Annotated in this window: 1 protein-coding gene and 1 pseudogene; one reads left to right on the top strand and one right to left on the bottom strand. The window is 66.5% G+C overall.

Annotated features, from left to right (window positions below; genetic code table 11):
* Nucleotides 1-152: pseudogene (locus ENZ75_RS35800) on the top strand (LysR family transcriptional regulator); the annotation flags it as partial.
* Here ENZ75_RS35800 and ENZ75_RS32565 read toward each other — a convergent pair.
* The coding region (locus tag ENZ75_RS32565; protein WP_128278651.1) for a helix-hairpin-helix domain-containing protein at nucleotides 153-1,113 on the bottom strand (961 nt) is incomplete at its 5' end.

Genomic DNA, 1,113 nt, shown 5'->3' with positions numbered 1-1,113 from the left:
ATTCGGTCCAGGCGCCAGGCCAGCCCATGCAAAGCCGCAGTGCCTACTATCTCGTCGTCCCGCACGACAAGCGCGGCCATCCGCCGGTCGCCAGTTTTCGCGACTGGCTGCTGGGCCAGGTCGAGAAGGAACCGGCCGTTCTGGCGTGGTAGCTACTTTCGCTTCAGCGCATTCGCCAAAGCAGCACCGAACGCTCCCTGTTGCGCCGGCCGCTCCGGCTGGCGTTGCTGGGGTGCCGGCGAACGTGGTGCCGGCCTGCCGCCACCATTGTCGCGCGGTCCGCTGCGCGGTGCACCGCCCTCGCCGCTATCCTTGCGCATGGAAAGGGCGATGCGCTTGCGCTTGATGTCGACGTCGACGACGCGCACCTTCACCACGTCGCCGGCCTTCACGACCTCATGCGCGTCCTTGATGAACCGATCGGCCAGCTGCGAGACATGCACCAGCCCGTCCTGATGCACTCCGATATCGACGAAGGCGCCGAAGGCGGCCACGTTGGTGACCGTGCCTTCCAGCAGCATGCCGGGCTTCAGATCCTTGATGTCGTCGATGCCGTCGGCGAAGGTCGCCGTCTTGAAGCCTGGGCGCGGGTCGCGGCCGGGCTTTTCCAGCTCCGCCAGGATATCGCGCACCGTCGGCAAGCCGAAACGCTCGTTGACGAAGACGCGTGGGTCGAGTGCCTTGAGCGCGGCACTATCGCCCATCAACGACCGCACATCGCGCCCGCAGGCAGCGACGATCTTCTTCGCCACACCATAGGCCTCCGGATGCACCGACGAGGCGTCGAGCGGCTCGCTGCCATTGGCAATGCGCAGGAAGCCGGCGGATTGTTCGAAGGCCCGAGGTCCGAGCCGCGGCACCTTGAGCAGGTCCTTCCGGCTGGCGAAGGGCCCGGTCGCATCGCGATGCGCAACGATCGCGTCGGCCAGCGATGCGCCCAGACCTGAAACGCGCGCCAAAAGCGGCGCCGAGGCAGTGTTGAGATCGACGCCGACGGCATTGACCGCGTCCTCGACCACCGCTTCCAGCGAGCGGCCGAGACGGTACTGGTCGACATCATGCTGGTACTGGCCGACGCCGATCGATTTGGGTTCGATCTTGACCAGTTCGGCC

Origin of the sequence: Mesorhizobium sp. M7A.F.Ca.CA.002.04.1.1, assembly GCF_004022805.1 — a bacterium.
GTDB lineage: Bacteria > Pseudomonadota > Alphaproteobacteria > Rhizobiales > Rhizobiaceae > Mesorhizobium > Mesorhizobium ciceri.
This window is presented reverse-complemented; position numbering and strand designations above follow the sequence as displayed.